This is a genomic window from Rhizobium cauense (assembly GCF_019511525.1).
Lineage (GTDB): Bacteria > Pseudomonadota > Alphaproteobacteria > Rhizobiales > Rhizobiaceae > Rhizobium > Rhizobium cauense.
The window spans coordinates 218,439-232,589 of record NZ_JAEUAT010000008.1; the positions used below are offsets into that span (position 1 = coordinate 218,439).

General features: G+C 60.1%; 12 protein-coding genes. 8 read left to right on the forward strand and 4 right to left on the reverse strand.

Annotated features, from left to right (window positions below; all coding sequences use genetic code 11):
• Positions 1–14: 14 nt before the first annotated feature.
• The gene (locus JNB88_RS17195; protein WP_220356490.1) at positions 15–335 is read right to left on the reverse strand and encodes an antibiotic biosynthesis monooxygenase family protein; all 321 of its coding nucleotides are present in this window, start codon (positions 333–335) and stop codon (positions 15–17) included.
• A gap of 243 nt (positions 336–578) precedes the next feature.
• Here JNB88_RS17195 and JNB88_RS17200 point away from each other — a divergent pair, with 243 nt between their 5' ends.
• Positions 579–1,109 (forward strand): dihydrofolate reductase family protein, encoded by a 531-nt coding sequence (locus tag JNB88_RS17200; RefSeq protein WP_220356491.1) that lies wholly within the window; start codon positions 579–581, stop codon positions 1,107–1,109.
• Positions 1,110–1,154: 45 nt separating this feature from the next.
• Here the strand turns inward: JNB88_RS17200 and JNB88_RS17205 are convergent, their stop codons facing one another.
• Positions 1,155–1,448 (reverse strand): hypothetical protein, encoded by a 294-nt coding sequence (locus JNB88_RS17205; RefSeq protein ID WP_220356492.1) that lies wholly within the window; start codon positions 1,446–1,448, stop codon positions 1,155–1,157.
• A 147-nt stretch (positions 1,449–1,595) separates the two neighbouring features.
• Entirely contained in the window at positions 1,596–2,801 is a 1,206-nt protein-coding gene (gene carA, locus JNB88_RS17210; protein WP_220356493.1) for a glutamine-hydrolyzing carbamoyl-phosphate synthase small subunit, read from the reverse strand.
• A 273-nt stretch (positions 2,802–3,074) separates the two neighbouring features.
• Here carA and JNB88_RS17215 point away from each other — a divergent pair, with 273 nt between their 5' ends.
• Positions 3,075–3,527, forward strand: coding sequence for a GatB/YqeY domain-containing protein (locus JNB88_RS17215; protein WP_037133174.1), 453 nt, complete (start codon positions 3,075–3,077; stop codon positions 3,525–3,527).
• On the opposite strand, the gene JNB88_RS17220 is transcribed toward JNB88_RS17215, so the two are convergent.
• Positions 3,528–4,406: a hypothetical protein gene (locus JNB88_RS17220; RefSeq protein WP_220356494.1), complete on the reverse strand. Its 879-nt coding sequence runs from the start codon at positions 4,404–4,406 to the stop codon at positions 3,528–3,530.
• Positions 4,407–5,067: 661 nt separating this feature from the next.
• On the opposite strand from JNB88_RS17220, the gene dnaG reads away from it, so the two are divergent.
• The 6 genes from dnaG (at position 5,068) to rpoD (ending at position 14,130) form a co-directional block, all read left to right on the forward strand.
• On the forward strand, positions 5,068–7,053 hold the full coding sequence (gene dnaG, locus JNB88_RS17225; RefSeq protein ID WP_037132869.1) for a DNA primase: 1,986 nt from the start codon (positions 5,068–5,070) through the stop codon (positions 7,051–7,053).
• Positions 7,053–8,909 carry a DNA helicase RecQ gene (gene recQ, locus JNB88_RS17230; protein ID WP_220356495.1) on the forward strand — a complete coding sequence of 619 codons (1,857 nt, stop codon included), beginning with the start codon at positions 7,053–7,055 and terminating at the stop codon, positions 8,907–8,909. The genes dnaG and recQ overlap by 1 nt, the downstream gene beginning before the upstream one ends.
• 108 nt (positions 8,910–9,017) lie before the next feature.
• Positions 9,018–10,205, forward strand: coding sequence for a glycine C-acetyltransferase (locus tag JNB88_RS17235; protein WP_220356496.1), 1,188 nt, complete (start codon positions 9,018–9,020; stop codon positions 10,203–10,205).
• Positions 10,206–10,226: 21 nt separating this feature from the next.
• Complete coding sequence (gene tdh, locus JNB88_RS17240) at positions 10,227–11,264, forward strand: L-threonine 3-dehydrogenase (RefSeq protein WP_220356497.1); 1,038 nt, start codon at positions 10,227–10,229, stop codon at positions 11,262–11,264.
• Between the two features lie 10 nt (positions 11,265–11,274).
• Positions 11,275–11,622, forward strand: coding sequence for a GFA family protein (locus JNB88_RS17245; RefSeq protein ID WP_037132877.1), 348 nt, complete (start codon positions 11,275–11,277; stop codon positions 11,620–11,622).
• 456 nt (positions 11,623–12,078) lie between these two features.
• On the forward strand, positions 12,079–14,130 hold the full coding sequence (gene rpoD, locus JNB88_RS17250; RefSeq protein WP_037132879.1) for an RNA polymerase sigma factor RpoD: 2,052 nt from the start codon (positions 12,079–12,081) through the stop codon (positions 14,128–14,130).
• Positions 14,131–14,151 lie beyond the last annotated feature (21 nt).

Below are 14,151 nucleotides of genomic sequence, written 5' to 3' on the forward strand. Positions count from 1 at the left end.
CGGCCAATACCGGATCAAGCCGCGACCGGCTTGTAGTTGGCAATGTCGGCCCGAATGCCGAGCCGTTCGAACAGCGCCTGCGGATCGAAGTTTCGGGCGCGATGGGCGGCTTGCACGACGGCCTTCACACGGTCGATCACTTCCGCACTTTCCCATTGGGCGATCGTCACGAAATTGAACTCGCCGGGACCGGAAACCTGCTCCAGCACCTGATGACTGATGAAGCCTTCCTGCGCCTGCAGGACCTCGTACGTCTTCAGGACGTTCATCAGGAATTCCTCGCGTGCAGCCTCCGGAACAGCAAACTTGTCGATCCGGTAAAACGCTCCGTTCATCCTCATCTCCTTTGCTCGGATGTCACAAAGGCGGGTGTAATTCCTCAAGTTAAGTTGAGGTCAAAGGCTAAGTACCAATGTCAGCCCGAAAGCGAAGTCGTATCTCAGCAGGTTAGTGAACTGTCTGCTTTTGCGTACAGGTTGGAAGGCGGGCGCTGGAGTTACGCACAGATTGTACGAGATCTCATTTCCGCATAGCATCGGCCAGTCCTTTTGGGGAACTTGGGAGGAGGGTCCTGCAGCATGGCGAAGCTCGTGTTCGCTTTGAACCAGTCGCTGGATGGTTACGTTGACCACATGGAATTTGCGCCGGATCGCGAGCTCTTTCGTCATTTCATCGATGATGTGCGCAGCCTTGCCGGCAGCGTGTACGGCCGCGGCATGTATGAGGTGATGCGGTATTGGGACGAAGACCGTTCGGAGTGGGGCGAGGAGGAACACGCCTATGCAGCGGCGTGGCGGCGCCAACCGAAATGGGTCGTGTCGCGCTCACTGAAGTCGGTCGGGCCGAACGCCACCCTTATCGCGGATGACATGGAAGCGGCGATACGCGGACTGAAGGCTCAACTGGAAGGGGACATTGAAGTTTCCGGGCCTGCGCTAGCGCGAAGTCTTGGTGACCTTGGTCTTGTCGACGAATATCGGCTGTATATTCATCCCGTTGTTTTGGGTCGCGGCAAACCGCTCTTTGCCGGCCCACGGTCGCGGCTGCGCCTCGTGGCGAGCGATCGAATTGGCGGAGAGGTAATCAGGCTAACATACGTTCCCGGATAGTCGCGCGACAATGCGACGACCTTGCCGTGGCTGACAGCTTACCGCCTAGTAGTTATACATCGACATCGGATCATTGACGCAGGCATAGTCCAGCAGACATTGCCTGCCGCTGCGGTCACGCAAACTCGCGGTACTTAGCATGTCGCCGGGGCCGCATTGGGCTGGTGGGTAGCGAAAGTTGCGACCTCCGAAACCGAGGCGCACATAAACTTTCTTGGATTGCCGGATGATCTGCGCGAGCTGAGCGCAACTATAGTCCTTCGCATCGACCTTCACCGGCCCGGCGGCAAGAGATGCCGTCGGGAGCAAGCACGCAATTGCTAGAACCAAGCATCTCATGGCGGCCTCCCTGACTGAGTTCAGTAAATCAGCAGTCTCGACACTATTCAAACGGATATCGCGTGACGACAGCTATGGTGCGCGCAACAGCTGCAAAAAACAAAAGCCCGCTCGGAGGCGGGCTTTCGAATTCAGCGGTGATGTTGCTCAGCGCTCGGCGAGAGCTTCCTCGCCCTTCTTCGCGCGCACCAGATTGACGAAGCGGCGGAAGAGATAATGGCTATCCTGGGGGCCCGGGGAGGCTTCCGGGTGATGCTGCACCGAGAAGATCGGCTTGCCCGATACACGCAGGCCGCAGTTGGTGCCGTCGAAGAGGGAAACGTGAGTCTCTTCAACGCCATCGGGCAGAGACTTCGTGTCGACCGCGAAGCCGTGGTTCATCGAGACGATCTCGACCTTGCCCGTGGTGTGGTCCTTGACCGGATGGTTTGCGCCGTGGTGGCCCTGGTGCATCTTTTCGGTCTTGGCGCCGAGCGCGAGGCCTAGCATCTGGTGGCCAAGGCAGATGCCGAAAACCGGAATGTCGGTCTTGATCAGCTTCTGGATGACGGGAACGGCGTATTCGCCCGTGGCGGCCGGGTCGCCCGGGCCGTTCGACAGGAAGATGCCGTCGGGCTGCATGGCGAGGACTTCTTCGGCGCTTGTCGTTGCCGGCATCACGGTGACCTTGCAGTCAAGCCCGGCAAACAGGCGCAGGATGTTGCGCTTCACGCCGTAGTCGAGGCAGACGACGTGATACTTCGCATCGTCGGCCGCGAGCTCGCCATAGCCTTCGTTCCAGATCCACGGGGTCTGCGCCCACTGCGACGATTGGCCAGACGAAGCGATCTTGGCGAGGTCGAGCCCTTCGAGGCCGCTCCAGGCCTTGGCTTCCGACTTCAGCGTCTCGACGTCGAAGACGCCGTTCGGATCATGCGCGATGACGGCGTTCGGCGAACCGTTCTCGCGGATCCAGGCGGTCAGCGCGCGGGTGTCGATACCGCAGAGGCCGATGATGCCGCGAGCCTTCAGCCAGGCATCGAGATGCTTGACGGCGCGGTAGTTCGACGGATCGGTGATGTCGGCCTTGAAGATGACGCCGACCGCGCCGTGGCGTGCTGCCGGCGTCAGGTCTTCGATGTCTTCGTCGTTGGTGCCGATGTTGCCGATATGCGGGAAGGTGAAGGTGACGATCTGGCCGAGATAGGAGGGGTCCGTCAGGATCTCTTCGTAGCCTGTCAGCGCCGTATTGAAGACCACCTCGGCCTGGACCTTGCCGGTCGCGCCGATGCCCTTGCCTTCAATGACGGTGCCGTCTGCGAGAACAAGCAGGGCGGTCGGCTTTTCGGTTGTCCAGGGTGCTGTCGCGGTCATCTTCATCCCGTTTCCGGCGGCCACACGTCCTTGGGCAACGTTGGCCGGCCATTTGGTTCGCAAGCATACGCACGCGGCAAGGCGCGCGCTCTCAGGCCTGATCACGAATTTTGGTGCAGGTGGCGGTAAATAGCCACGCTATTGCGCGAGGTCAATCTTTGTCCCGCACATTCTGCCGGTTTTCTCGCGCTTTCTGCCGTCGTTTTCCGCAATTTATTTGATCCCATGCATTCGCGTGGTTTATGAAGCGGCATTCAAACAGGAGTGATTATGATGTTGCGCGATCAACTCGCCGCCGCCCTCAAGGATGCCATGAAGTCCAAGAACGCCGAGCGTCTGTCGACCGTTCGCCTGATTCAGGCTGCGATCAAGGACCGGGATATCGCCAATCGCGGCGCCGGCAAGGAAGAAGCGAGCGACGACGAGATCCTGCAGATCCTCGCCAAGATGGTGAAGCAGCGCGACGAATCGGCGAAGATCTACGAAGAGAACGCCCGGCCGGAACTGGCGGCCAAGGAGCGCGCCGAAATCACCGTGCTGCAGGACTTCCTGCCGAAGCAGCTTTCAGATGCTGAGGTCCGCAGCAACATCGCCGCGATCATCGCCGAGATTGGCGCCGCCGGGCCGAAGGACATGGGCAAGGTGATGGCCGTCCTGAAGGAGCGCTATGCCGGACAGATGGATTTTTCCAAGGCCTCCGGCGCCGTCAAGGAACAGCTGAACTGATCAGCGCGGGCTCGCTGTCTCTTTGACGGCGGGCCCGAGCACTACCTCGGCTGCCCTGTCGATGACCGCGAATTTCGCAGCCTGATAGCCCAGATATTCCAAAACGAAGCCGCGTGAGAGCCAGGTATCGCCTTTATAGGGCGGCTGCGTCCAACCCACACTTCCCATGTCAGCTGCCTGCGTCAGCAGGCGCTTGAGATGTGTATTTGAGATCATGAACTGATTGCGGATCTCCTTGAGCGAGAGAGGCCCGATGTAGACGCGTTCCGCATCACGGTCGAAGGTCTCGATGCGGCTCATCAGATAGTCCATCACCAGGCCGCCAGAATTTGCCCAGTTGAAGAGATTATATGTGGCGCCCGGGTCGCGCACGGCGTCGCTGTCGATGATTGCCCTGGAGATCAGCGGTTGGATCTGCGAGAAGGCGGAGGGGTCGGCGCTGATCCGTTCCAGCCGATTGCCTCCATCCAGACTATCGAGAATCAGGAGATGGGTCGCGAGCCACCTGAAGAAATGCTCGTGGGCTGTCTCTGTTGGCTCCAACAGGCGCGTGCGCTTGTCGGTGGGGCTTTCGATCGGGCGAAGGAACCGATAAGCGAGCATTTCCTGGAGAAATGCGGCGGCCGTATTGCGGCTTGCGATCTTGTTGGCAACGGCAAAGGCGATGAAGCGACCCGAATAGAGGCCGAGTCTTGGTTCGCCCGGAAATCCGAAGTGAAGCGCAAAGCCGGCATGGGCCATCAACCAGCGCTGTTGCGCGGCGAAGATCGACGCGATCCGTGGACTTTCGCGATATATTGCCAACATTTCGCGCGCGCAATGCAATACTGCCACGAAGAAGGCATCGTTTTTGAGAAGATTTTCAACTTTATGTGGCATGCGACCATCCCGACAGGTCGCTTTCATTGGGCATGGGATAGCGGCTGTCAATGCCATCCACGGCCAAGGGTGGAGGTCGAGATGCAAAAAATAAAACTTTTGGGTGAAATTAAAGAAGGCAGGAGCTGGGGGTGCTCCTGCCTTCTTGCTCTTTGCTTCCGGTGGCGACGCAGGACCGAAATCCAAGCCAGCGGATATTTGCAAAGGCACCCTTGCGAGGCGGCGCCGGGGGTAGGGATGGTGCCTCGCGAGGGGATCGCTTTGTTGAAAAAGAAAATATTGCGATGCGGCAAGTGATTCAAATTACAAAAAAATAATGATTGGCGTCGCGGGCTGCCTTAAGTGTGTCATCCGCGTCGAAGGTCGTTGACGGCCGATCGGCATCAGCGCTGTTTTGACAATCCGAAGGCATTGTTCTGCAATTGTTTTTTGACAATTGGCAAGAACCGCTGTGATCGCGACTATTGCCTCATATACACGCAGAACGCGGATTACGGCACTTAGTGTCGCACCCCCTGTCGCAGGGCTGGTAACGCATTTTTGAACAGTCTGTCGCCGGCATTTTGAACGCGCCGAAGTCCTGTGAATAGCGCGGCTTTCGCCCAAATGCCGTGGCATGTGCTGGCGAACCTGCTTATATGGACCCAGCCAAGAGGATCAAATGCGCTTTTCCAATTCCTTTCTCGACGAGATACGCGATCGCGTGCCGATTTCGGACGTGATTGGCCGTCGTGTGAGCTGGGACAAGCGCAAGACGAATGTCTCGCGCGCGGACTATTGGGCCTGCTGCCCGTTCCACGGCGAGAAGTCGCCGAGCTTCCACTGCGAGGACCGCAAGGGCCGCTATCACTGCTTCGGCTGCGGCGTCACCGGCGATCACTTCCGCTTTCTTACCGATCTCGAGGGGCTTAGCTTCCCTGAGGCCGTGCAGCAGATTGCCGATATGGCGGGTGTCGCCATGCCGGTCGCTGATCCGGTTATGGAGAAGCGCGAGAAAGAGCGGACTTCGCTTCTTGATGTGATGGAGCTTGCGACCAAGTTCTTCCAGGACCAATTGCAAACGGCAAACGGCGCACGCGCGCGGGCCTATCTGCGCGATCGTGGTTTGACAGGGCGAACGATCGAGACGTTCCGGCTTGGCTTTGCGCCGGACAGCCGCAATGCGCTGAAAGAGTTCTTGGCGGGGCAGGGTGTCGCCAAGGAGCAGATCGAGGCGTGCGGCCTTGTTGTTTACGGCCCTGACGTACCCGTCTCCTACGATCGCTTTCGCGACCGCATCATGTTCCCGATCCTGTCATCCCGCGAGAAGGTGATCGCCTTCGGTGGACGGGCCATGTCGCCGGATGCGCCAGCGAAGTATCTCAATTCAAACGAGACGGAACTCTTCCACAAGGGCAACGTGCTCTACAACTTCGCGCGCGCGCGCCGGGCGACGCAAGGTGCCAACGGTGAGGGCACGATCATCGCCGTCGAAGGCTACATGGACGTGATCGCGCTGCACCAGGCCGGTGTCGAGAATGCCGTGGCGCCGCTCGGCACGGCATTGACCGAAAATCAGCTCGACCTCCTCTGGAAGATGACGCCGCAGCCGGTGCTCTGCTTCGATGGGGACGGTGCCGGCATTCGCGCCGCCAATCGTGCAGCCGATTTGGCGCTGCCGCATATCAAGCCGGGCCGCACCGTGCGCTTTGCCCTGCTGCCCGATGGCAAGGATCCGGATGATCTCGTCCGCAACGAGGGTCGTGCACCCTTCGACAAGGTGATGAGCCAGGCCAAGCCGCTGGCGGAGATGATCTGGAGCCGAGAAATCAAGACCGGACAATTCGAGACGCCAGAAGCGAAGGCCGAGCTTGAAGCGCGGCTGAAGCAGCTGGTGGCCGTGATTGCCGATGAAAACGTGCGCCGCCACTACCAGCAGGATATGCGCGATCGTCTGAACGGCTTCTTCCAGCCGCAATTCCAGAATCGCGGCAATGAACGGCGGAGCTTCGATCGCGGCGGCGGCCAAGCCCGCGGTCGCGGCGGCGAGGGAGCACGCGGCCCCCGACTCTCGGGTGGCGGCATTTCCGATCGGCTGGCGCGCTCTGGCCTCGTTCGAGGGCATCAGGAGACGCCTGCCTTGCGTGAGAGCGTGCTCGCCCTGACGGTCATCAACCACCCGGCCTTGATGCAGGACGAGTACGACGAAATCGCCTCGATCGACTACGACAGTCGTGAACTTCAGCGGCTCTGGTCGGTCATGCTCGGTGCTGCGGCTGCGGTAGCTGGACCGCACCTCACGCGGGACTACCTCGTGGAGCGCATGGAAGAGCAGGGGTTCGGCTCGCTGTTGCAGGGTCTCGAGCAGCAGATTCGCAATGCCCGCCTCTGGATTGCCACGGCGGAAGCAGCAATGGAGGATGCGCGAGAGGGCTATCGGCAGGCGCTGGCCTTCCACAAGCGCGCAAAGGCCCTGCGTTTCCAGAAGTTGGAACTCGAGCGCGAAATTGCCGAAGCGACGGAGGCCGGCAACGGCGAGGTGATCGACCAGCTGATGCGCGCGTTGCAGGAGGTCCATTTCGAGGGGCTTCGTCTTGAAGCGCAGGAGGCGATCATCGATGGCTTCGGTGTGCTTTCCGGCCGCGTCAAGGGAGCGGCGAGCCACTGATGGATTCTGCAGATCGGGCATTCTCCGCGGGCGATGCGCTGTTCGATGCGGAGCGTTCGCCTCTTGGCATTCTCAATCGCGTCTACGGCTATCCTGCCTTTCGCGGCAAGCAGCAGCAGGTGGTTGAGCACGTGGTCGCCGGCGGCGATGCCGTCGTTCTTTTTCCAACGGGGGCCGGCAAGTCGCTCTGCTTCCAAATTCCGGCCCTCTGCCGCGACGGCATCGGTATCGTCGTTTCGCCGCTGATTGCGCTGATGCGCGATCAGGTGGAGGCGATGAAGCAGCTCGGCATCAGGGCGGCCGCGTTAAACTCTGCGCTGTCACGCGAGGAGTTCATCGAGGTCCGCCGTGCGCTTTCCGCAGGCAAGCTCGACCTTCTCTACGTGACGCCGGAACGCATTCTCATGGAGGGCTTTCGCGATACGATCGGCAGCTCCGCGATCTCGCTGTTTGCAATCGACGAGGCACACTGCGTGTCTCAGTGGGGACACGATTTTCGTCCCGAGTATCGGGAGCTCGGAAAGCTTTCGGAGCAATTCCCCGGCGTACCGCGTATCGCGCTGACAGCGACCGCCGACCCGCATACGCGTGACGATATTGTCGAGCGACTGGCGCTGAACAATGCCCGCGTCTTCACCACCAGCTTCGATCGCCCGAACATTTCCTATGAAATCGTCGAGCGCGACCAGCCGCGGCAACAATTGCTGCGGTTTCTCTCCGGTCACAAGGGCAATAGCGGCATCGTCTATTGCCTGTCGCGTGCCAAGGTCGAGGAAACGGCCGAGTGGTTGAACGTGCAGGGTATCCGGGCGCTGCCATACCACGCCGGCATGGACCGCGCGCTTCGCGACGCGAACCAGGATGCATTTCTGAAGGAGGATGAGCTTTGCCTCGTCGCGACCGTTGCGTTCGGGATGGGCATCGATAAGCCAAACGTGCGCTATGTCGCGCATCTCGATCTGCCCGGATCGGTCGAGGCCTACTATCAGGAAACAGGCCGTGCCGGACGCGACGGACTGCCGTCGGAAGTCTGGATGGCCTATGGCATGGCTGACGTCATTCAGCGGCGGCGGATGATCGACGAGGGCAATGCGGCCGACGAGATCAAGCGCATCGAGCGCGGTAAGCTGAATGCGCTGCTGGCAATCTGTGAAACAGCCTCCTGCCGTCGCCAGGCAATCCTGGCACACTTTGGCGAGGCCCATGCGGGCAGCTGCGGCAGTTGCGATACCTGCCTGAAGCCGGTCGAGACCTGGGACGGCACGGAGGCCGCCATCAAGGCGCTTGCGGCGATCTACCGGACAGGCGAGCGGTTTGGCACCGGGCATGTGGTCGACGTCCTGCTCGGCAACGTCAACGAGAAAACCGAGCGTTTCGGACACACGACGATGCCCGTCTTCGGAGCAGGAAATGATCTGCCGGCCCGAACCTGGCAATCGGTGTTTCGACAATTGCTCGCGATGGGGCTGGTCAGGGTCGATCAGCAGGCGTTCGGAGCACTGAAGCTCGAGCCCGACGCTCGTGCCGTGTTCAAACGCGAGCGGCCAGTCTTTTTCCGCAAGGATCGCCCGGTCGCAGAACGTCGTTCGAAGCGAACGGCACAGGTAGAGCGTCGCTCCATCCTATCCGGCGGCGACGGGGTGCTCTTTGAGGCTCTGCGCGCGGAGCGGACGTCGATCGCTCGCTCACTCGGCGTACCGCCCTATGTCGTCTTTCCCGACACGACGCTCATTGCTTTCGCGACCGAGCGACCGCGGACGCACAAGGAGATGCTCGGCATTTCAGGCGTCGGCCAATCGAAGCTGGAGCGCTACGGCGATGCGTTTCTCGAGGTCATTCTGGGCCATGACGAGTAGGACTTGGGCCTGAGCGATCCGTCGTGAAGCGTTGACGACGACGGCAAGACAGGCGGCTGGCTATGTGCTAGTGCAGGGCATCGGGAAACATCACAAGAAGGGCATCCAATGACCTCACACTTCCTCTCCCACCTCCGCACCGAACTTTCCGCACTGAAGGATGCCGGGCTTTACAAGTCCGAGCGCGTCATCACGTCCAAGCAGGCGGGGGAGATCGCCGTTGCCTCTGGCGAGCGGGTCTTGAACTTCTGCGCCAACAATTACCTTGGACTCGCCGACAACGAAGAACTTGCCGAAGCGGGAAAGAAGGCTCTCGACCGCTATGGCTATGGCATGGCATCGGTGCGCTTCATCTGCGGCACGCAGGAAGAGCACAAGCAGCTCGAGGCGCGCATTTCCTCCTTCCTCGGCATGGAAGATACGATCCTCTACTCGTCCTGTTTCGACGCAAACGGCGGTCTCTTTGAGACCCTGCTCGGCGAGGAGGATGCGATCATCTCCGATGCGCTGAACCACGCCTCGATTATCGACGGCGTCCGCCTCTCCAAGGCGAAACGCTTTCGCTACGCCAACAATGACATGAAGGCGCTGGAAGAGGAGCTGAAGAAGGCGGAGGGCAGTCGCTTCAAGCTGATCGCCACCGATGGCGTGTTTTCGATGGACGGTATCATCGCCAATTTGCAGGGCGTCTGCGATCTCGCCGAGAAGTATGGCGCGATGGTCATGGTCGACGACAGCCACGCCGTCGGCTTCGTCGGCGAGCATGGGCGCGGTTCGCCCGAACACTGTGGCGTTGAGGGGCGGATCGATATCATCACCGGCACGCTCGGCAAGGCGCTCGGCGGCGCTTCGGGGGGCTACACCTCGGCAAAAGCGGAAACGGTCGATTGGCTTCGCCAGCGCTCGCGCCCCTATCTGTTTTCGAACACGCTGGCGCCGGTCATTGCGGCTGCATCACTGAAGGTTTTCGATCTCATCGAGAACGGCAACGCGCTGCGCGAGAGGCTGGCTGGGAATGCGGCGCTGTTCCGCTCCGAAATGACCAAGCTCGGTTTCACGCTGGCGGGTGAGGGGCACCCGATCATTCCGGTCATGCTCGGCGATGCCAAGCTCGCGCAGGACATGGCGGCGCTGATGTTGAAGAAGGGGATTTACGTGATCGGCTTTTCCTTCCCTGTGGTGCCGAAGGGACAGGCGCGCATCCGCACGCAGATGTCGGCAGCGCATTCGCGGGCGGACGTCGAGCGGACGATTGCGGCCTTCGCGGAAGCCGGCCGTGAACTCGGAGTCATTTGAAGGGTTTGGGAGAGTAAGATCATGTCGAACATGATGAAGGCGCTCGTCAAGGCGAAGCCGGAAGTCGGGCTTTGGATGGAGCATGTTCCGGTTCCCGAGGTCGGGCCGAACGATGTGCTGATCAAGGTGAAGAAATCAGCGATCTGCGGGACCGATGTTCATATCTGGAACTGGGATCAGTGGGCGCAGAAGACCATTCCGGTGCCGATGGTCGTCGGCCATGAGTTCTGCGGCGAGATCGCGCAGATCGGATCGGCGGTGACGAAATACCATGTCGGCGAGCGTGTCTCGGGCGAGGGCCACATTGTCTGCGGCAAGTGCCGCAACTGCCGCGCGGGCAGGGGGCATCTTTGCCGCAATACGCTCGGCGTCGGTGTCAATCGCCCCGGCTCCTTCGGTGAGTTCGTCTGCATTCCCGAGGCGAACGTGGTGCCGATCCCCGACGATATTCCAGATGAGATCGCTGCGATCTTCGACCCCTTCGGTAACGCCGTGCATACGGCGCTTTCCTTCGATCTCGTCGGCGAGGACGTTCTGGTCACCGGCGCCGGGCCGATCGGCATCATGGGGGCGCTGGTTGCCAAGCGATCCGGCGCGCGCAAGGTGGTCATAACAGACATCAACCCGCATCGCCTGGACCTCGCCCGCAAGCTTGGCATCGACTATGTCGTCGATGCCTCGAAGGAGAACCTCACCGATGTCATGAAGTCGATCGGCATGACCGAGGGCTTCGACGTCGGGCTGGAAATGTCCGGAGCCGCGCCGGCCTTCCGGGACATGATCGACAAGATGAACAATGGCGGCAAGATCGCGATCCTTGGTATTGCGCCTGCCGGCTTCGAGATCGACTGGAACAAAGTCATCTTCAAGATGCTTAACCTGAAAGGCATCTACGGTCGTGAGATGTTCGAGACCTGGTACAAGATGATTGCCTTTGTGCAGGGCGGTCTGGATTTGTCATCCGTGATTACGCACCGGATCGGCATTGACGATTTCCGGGAGGGTTTCGAGGCAATGCGTTCGGGCAACTCGGGCAAGGTGGTAATGGATTGGAACTAAGGGAGGATCGATGCTTTACGAAGGAAGCTGCCATTGCGGCAAAATCGAATTTGAAGTCGAGGGCGAATTCACCTCGGCACTTGATTGCAATTGCTCGCTTTGTCGTCGGCGCGGGGGGCTGCTGGCCTTCGTGCCCCGCGACAAGTTCACGCTGAAAACGCCGCGCGAGAATTTGTCGACCTATACGTTCAATACGCGCACGATCCAGCACCGCTTCTGCGGCACCTGCGGTATCGCTCCTTTCGCCGAAGCCCGGATGCCCGATGGCGCAGAGATGGCTTGCATCAATGTCCGCTGCATTCCCGCGGTCGATCTTGCCAGTCTGGAAATTCAACCCTGGGACGGACAGTCCCACTAGCTTCGATCGAGGTCGAACAACTGTCGGCGGGCGTTCGGAATCTCGGCGGCAACTTTGCCGTTCGAGAAGAATGCCTGCTGCTCTTGTCTTCTTGTGGTGACATCCTATCTATGCTTGGCAATCGCCTGAGCGGTTCCGGGCCTGTGGATAAGGCTTTTTCCGGGTTTTCTGAGGCTTTTTTTCCAGAAAAGCTTGACGAGAACAAAAATTGTGGGAATCACCGTTCGACTTGGAAAGCGGTGAACTGGGTCAAGGGCGGATCGCACAAACCATGGCCGGACATTTGATGACTAATAAGCTCTGTCGTCCGGCGCCGGCAATCGTGGTTAATCAGGCATTAAATCTCATCCCATTAGGTGGGAGCAGGTGATTCGAGACGGTCGTTTGCGGCGTATCGGCTGCGTGCGGCCGTTCACTGCGGCGAGTTTGAATAGCGTCAGGAAGGCGACGACATAAATGGCAACCAAGGTCAAAGAGAACGAAGAAGCGGAAGTCGAACGCGACGGCGGAACCGACGGCCCTCTTCTCGATCTTTCCGATGACGCGGTCAAGAAGATGATCAAGGCCGCGAAGAAACGCGGCTACGTGACGATGGACGAGCTGAACGCTGTCCTGCCGTCAGAGGAAGTGACGTCCGAGCAGATCGAAGACACGATGTCTATGCTGTCGGACATGGGCATCAACGTCATCGAAGACGAAGAAGCCGAGGAAGCCACGGCCGGTGGCGATGACGACGATTCCAGCTCCGACGAGGAGAGCGAAGGCGGCGAACTCGCACCTTCCGGCGGCACCGCGCTTGCGACCGCCAAGAAGAAAGAGCCGACCGATCGCACCGACGATCCTGTTCGTATGTATCTGCGCGAAATGGGCTCGGTGGAGCTTCTTTCGCGCGAGGGCGAAATCGCGATCGCCAAGCGCATCGAGGCTGGCCGCGAAACGATGATCGGTGGCCTCTGTGAGAGCCCTCTGACGTTCCAGGCGTTGATCATCTGGCGCGACGAACTGAACGAAGGCACGACGCTGCTGCGCGAGATCATTGATCTCGAAACGACCTATTCCGGTCCGGAAGCCAAGGCTGCTCCGCAGTTCCAGAGCCCCGAGAAGATCGAGGCTGACCGCAAGGCTGCCGAAGAAAAGGAAAAGACGCGCCGCGTCCGTTCCGGCGACGACGACATCACCAATGTCGGCGGCGAGGGCCTGCCTCCGGAAGAGGAAGAAGAGGACGAAGACGAGTCCAACCTGTCGCTCGCCGCCATGGAAGCCGAGCTGCGCCCGCAGGTCATGGAAACGCTCGACATCATTGCCGAGACCTACAAGAAGCTGCGCAAGCTGCAGGACCAGCAGGTCGAGCAGCGTCTGGCTGCGACCGGTACGCTGTCATCAGCCCAGGAACGCCGCTACAAGGAACTCAAGGATGAGCTCGTCAAGGCCGTCAAGTCTCTGTCGCTGAACCAGAACCGCGTCGACGCCCTCGTCGAGCAGCTCTACGACATCTCGAAGCGACTGATGCAGAACGAAGGCCGCCTGTTGCGCCTGGCTGAATCCTACGGCGTCAAGCGTGACTCGTTCCTCGAGCAGTATCAGGGCGCTGAGCTCGATCCGAACTGGATGAAGTCGATCGGCAATCTGGCTGCGCGCGGCTGGAAGGAATTCGCCAAGAGCGAAAACACGACTATCCGCGACATCCGCCAGGAGATCCAGAACCTCGCGACGGAAACCGGCATCTCGATCGCCGAATTCCGCCGCATCGTCTCGATGGTGCAGAAGGGCGAGCGCGAAGCGCGTATCGCCAAGAAGGAAATGGTCGAAGCGAACCTTCGCCTCGTCATCTCCATCGCCAAGAAGTACACGAACCGCGGTCTGCAGTTCCTCGACCTCATTCAGGAAGGCAACATCGGCCTGATGAAGGCGGTCGACAAGTTCGAATACCGTCGCGGTTACAAGTTCTCGACCTATGCGACGTGGTGGATCCGTCAGGCGATCACGCGCTCGATCGCCGACCAGGCCCGCACGATCCGTATTCCGGTTCATATGATCGAAACGATCAACAAGATCGTTCGTACCTCGCGCCAGATGCTGCACGAGATCGGTCGCGAGCCGACGCCGGAAGAACTGGCCGAAAAGCTCGCCATGCCGCTCGAAAAGGTCCGCAAGGTCCTGAAGATTGCCAAGGAGCCGATCTCGCTCGAAACCCCAGTGGGCGACGAAGAAGATTCACACCTCGGCGATTTCATCGAGGACAAGAACGCGCTGCTGCCGATCGACGCCGCAATCCAGGCGAACCTGCGCGAGACGACAACCCGCGTTCTGGCATCGCTGACGCCGCGCGAAGAGCGCGTCCTGCGCATGCGCTTCGGCATCGGCATGAACACCGACCACACGCTCGAAGAAGTCGGTCAGCAGTTCTCGGTTACCCGTGAACGTATCCGTCAGATCGAGGCGAAGGCGCTGCGCAAGCTGAAGCATCCGAGCCGCTCCAGAAAGCTCCGCAGCTTCCTGGACAGCTAGGCTTCATCGTCGACCAAGCTA

What these genes read in the sequence shown, in the direction of transcription:
- JNB88_RS17195 (WP_220356490.1), bottom strand. Translation starts at nt 335, where the DNA reads ATGAACGGAGCGTTTTACCGGATCGACAAGTTTGCTGTTCCGGAGGCT.
- JNB88_RS17200 (WP_220356491.1), top strand. Translation starts at nt 579, where the DNA reads ATGGCGAAGCTCGTGTTCGCTTTGAACCAGTCGCTGGATGGTTACGTT.
- JNB88_RS17205 (WP_220356492.1), bottom strand. Translation starts at nt 1,448, where the DNA reads ATGAGATGCTTGGTTCTAGCAATTGCGTGCTTGCTCCCGACGGCATCT.
- carA (WP_220356493.1), bottom strand. Translation starts at nt 2,801, where the DNA reads ATGACCGCGACAGCACCCTGGACAACCGAAAAGCCGACCGCCCTGCTT.
- JNB88_RS17215 (WP_037133174.1), top strand. Translation starts at nt 3,075, where the DNA reads ATGTTGCGCGATCAACTCGCCGCCGCCCTCAAGGATGCCATGAAGTCC.
- JNB88_RS17220 (WP_220356494.1), bottom strand. Translation starts at nt 4,406, where the DNA reads ATGCCACATAAAGTTGAAAATCTTCTCAAAAACGATGCCTTCTTCGTG.
- dnaG (WP_037132869.1), top strand. Translation starts at nt 5,068, where the DNA reads ATGCGCTTTTCCAATTCCTTTCTCGACGAGATACGCGATCGCGTGCCG.
- recQ (WP_220356495.1), top strand. Translation starts at nt 7,053, where the DNA reads ATGGATTCTGCAGATCGGGCATTCTCCGCGGGCGATGCGCTGTTCGAT.
- JNB88_RS17235 (WP_220356496.1), top strand. Translation starts at nt 9,018, where the DNA reads ATGACCTCACACTTCCTCTCCCACCTCCGCACCGAACTTTCCGCACTG.
- tdh (WP_220356497.1), top strand. Translation starts at nt 10,227, where the DNA reads ATGTCGAACATGATGAAGGCGCTCGTCAAGGCGAAGCCGGAAGTCGGG.
- JNB88_RS17245 (WP_037132877.1), top strand. Translation starts at nt 11,275, where the DNA reads ATGCTTTACGAAGGAAGCTGCCATTGCGGCAAAATCGAATTTGAAGTC.
- rpoD (WP_037132879.1), top strand. Translation starts at nt 12,079, where the DNA reads ATGGCAACCAAGGTCAAAGAGAACGAAGAAGCGGAAGTCGAACGCGAC.